We start from the raw sequence: 2,977 nt of genomic DNA on the forward strand, positions 1-2,977 counted from the left end.
GATTTCGCTTATGGTATGCGTGTGGTGTAAAGGCGCCTTTTCGTCTATCTTTTCCTCAACAGCTAAAAGAGCTTGGTCAAGTTTGCCCAAGTTTTCCCGCAAGATTGGGAATTCAGAACTGATAAAACGCCCTTCTTGTGGCAATTCCATGTCGAGTTTTTTGGTTTTTGTCATCTCTCATTTTCCCCTCATAATATGCCAGCGCCAAAATCACGCACCATGGACCGTGCCGCCGGTCCACCGGTAAGCGTGAGTTTGAGGCGCGCTTGTTTGGCTGTTTTGTCACTGCTGGTAAATTTTCGTTCTGTCCAAAGTGGTTCAGCGAGTTGTTCTGTTTCGTCAAGTTTCAAAGGGGTGAAACCACCATCATCCAGTTGCATCTCCAGTGAAAAGGTTGCACCACCCGGTAAAAAGGTTTTGATATAGCTGGTCAACCTTGCCTTTTCGCCAAAGGCAAAAGCACGCGTGACATAGGTCGCTTCCTTATGGATTTTTCCCGCAATCAACTGAACAGGAGCAAATAACACCGGTGAGAGCTTTTCGGTGCCTTTAAGAATAGCGCGAAGCTTGACCTTTTCACTGATATATTCAGTAAGACTGAGCAATTGAAAGGGAAGAAGTTGATAAATTGTGCCATTGTTTCGTTCAATTTCAAAGATGACAGAACACTCACTTGAAGGCAACTCAATGGCTGCGCGTATTTGCAAATCAGAGCAGTCTACAAGGTCAAAGGTGCCTAAATCGACAATCTTTTCTGTTTGTGTGTAGCGTGCAGCGAGCACTCGAAAGGCTAAAGCCTCATCTTGATGGGCTGTCCAACTTTGTGCGTTAACAGAAGAAAAGCGTGGACCGGTCACGTAAGGGTGACTTGAGACAAATCTTTGACTGTTTACATCAAAATCTCCAAGCTTTGCTAGTGAGATGGCATGATCAGCATCATCGGTTTTAATGATAAAAGCAGTGAGACGATCATTAGGGACTAACAAGGGGACATCATAGCGTGCCCCAGCCCAACCTAGCTTTGCGCCCTTCATAGAATAAAAGCTTTGTGCTTGAATATCGGCGGTAGGATAGCCGTTTTCGGTTGTCACCAAATCAATCACCAGATCATGGTTCTGATTGCCGATTTTACAAAGATGAAAGTCAATTCCAGTGATTTGCCGTGTTTCATCGGGGGTAAAGACTTGCGCTTGTGGGTCAAATTGCGTCCATATCTTCACTGTTGTGGTGCGCCGCATCACTTTCACATCAATCAGACCTTGTCCGGTAAAAAGTCCCGTTGCAATGGTGCCCCCTTTCCCCTGTGCCACGACATTTTTTGTACCAGCGGTAATATTTTGTGGAATCGTGAAAGTGCCCTCAAGGACGCCTTGTCTATCGGCAACAAGGCGGCTCGCTGGCAAGACATTGACACCATCAAAGGTAAGACTTTCCAAGATTTCGCTACTGCCAAAACCTTCAATTTTAAAGTGAAGGGTAATTTGTCTTAAAAAGTCGATTTGTTCTTGGTGTGTGTTGATGAAATTATCGCTTACTTCTGTTCTACGTATGGTACTGCCGCGATGTTTTCCCATAATGATTTGATTGGTCACGCTTGAGAGCCAATCGGTGCGTTGTTCATGCCAAAAGTCTGTTGCGGGTTCAAGGGTTACTGTACCAGGCAGGGGTGCAAAATTTTGATAGGGGTTGATCTTTTCGCAAGCCGTTGTCAATTCTTGCGCAATGATCACTTCATTTGTCCAGTCAAGGGTGACAGGCGCTTTTAAAGGAGCAGTATAGAATGTTGGGTCAATAGCAAGCTGCAAAATGCCATTGCCTACAGCCCCCGTTTGTTGAAAGCCTTCATCTCTGTAACTATCATCGAGAAAAGGATCAGCAAACATGCCTTTTTTGGCAACAGGCTCTTTAGAGTCTACATTGCTTTTAATGCGCTCTAACTGCATCAACCGGCCAAGGGAAAGCACCCGTTGAAAATAGCGCCACATCTCATCATAGGGGGCAACACGCGTGCCATCATTGACCACAAGGGGGGTACTAAGCCAATTGTTGGTAATGGTTGCGAGCGACAACACCTCATCAGGGACACTAGGTGCCATGGGTTGGTCTGAAGAAATCCCTTTGATATAGACGACATTTCCCCCTGTGTTGAGACCAATACGGTCAATGCGGGGGAGTTTGTAAGTGTAACTGACAATGATATCACCACCCTCCGCACCCCCTGATACTGTAATTTCCTGCGCTGTGACTTTATCAGCCGTGATTTTTGCACGATAGCGATAAGTCACCTTATAGCTGCTCCCTGCTAAAGGTTCGTCTCCCACCGGTGCCCAATCAATGGTGTCTCCGGTTTTTTTAAAATCCGTTCCTTCTTTAAATTCTTTAGTTCCTTGAACAATTTTGATAAACGCGGTGATGCTTTTATCCGGCACGCCATCACGCCCTGCGGCAACGGCACCGCGGGTGACGGTAACGGTTTTTTCTTTTGTCAACAAAAGAGACTGAATATCAGCAAGAGGAAAATAATAGGGTTTAAAGGTAAAACTTGTTTTCCCTTTTGGAGGCGCAAAAATATGCGTTTCGCTTGGAACAACGCTTGTCGAAAAGTCCTCGAGTTCTTCATGGCGCAAAGCTGCTAAGCGTTTGCGTTTAAAACCATTGATATTGGCTTCTCCCTCTTGAATGCTAAACACTTGGCAACCGTTATTTGCTCCCAATGCACTTACACGGCATCCCCCCACGATATAATGCCCATGGGCGCGGTCGTACGTCGCAATGGCTTGCATGGCGGGTTCAAGCAATGATGGGGATTTTTGATCAATCAAAACGCCATCTTGTAAGATATAGACCGGAAAGAAAGCCCCTTGCTGCTCATCATCTTTGAGAGCCCAGACAAGTTTTGCGACTTCGCGTGCCGCTCCGGGCTCTCCTTCTGCCAAACTGCCGGCAACTTGCCCCAACAGCTCTGGATCATCCTCAT

General features: G+C 46.2%; 1 protein-coding gene. It reads right to left on the reverse strand.

Annotation, left to right across the window (positions count from 1 at the left end; translation table 11 throughout):
* Window positions 1-188 precede the first annotated feature (188 nt).
* A partial coding sequence (locus ACFINU_RS09475) for a DUF4815 domain-containing protein (protein WP_375667630.1) occupies window positions 189-2,977 on the reverse strand: 2,789 nt, incomplete at its 5' end.

The sequence above is a fragment of the Bartonella sp. AC130YNZD genome, from assembly GCF_042196865.1.
Taxonomy (GTDB): Bacteria; Pseudomonadota; Alphaproteobacteria; order Rhizobiales; family Rhizobiaceae; genus Bartonella.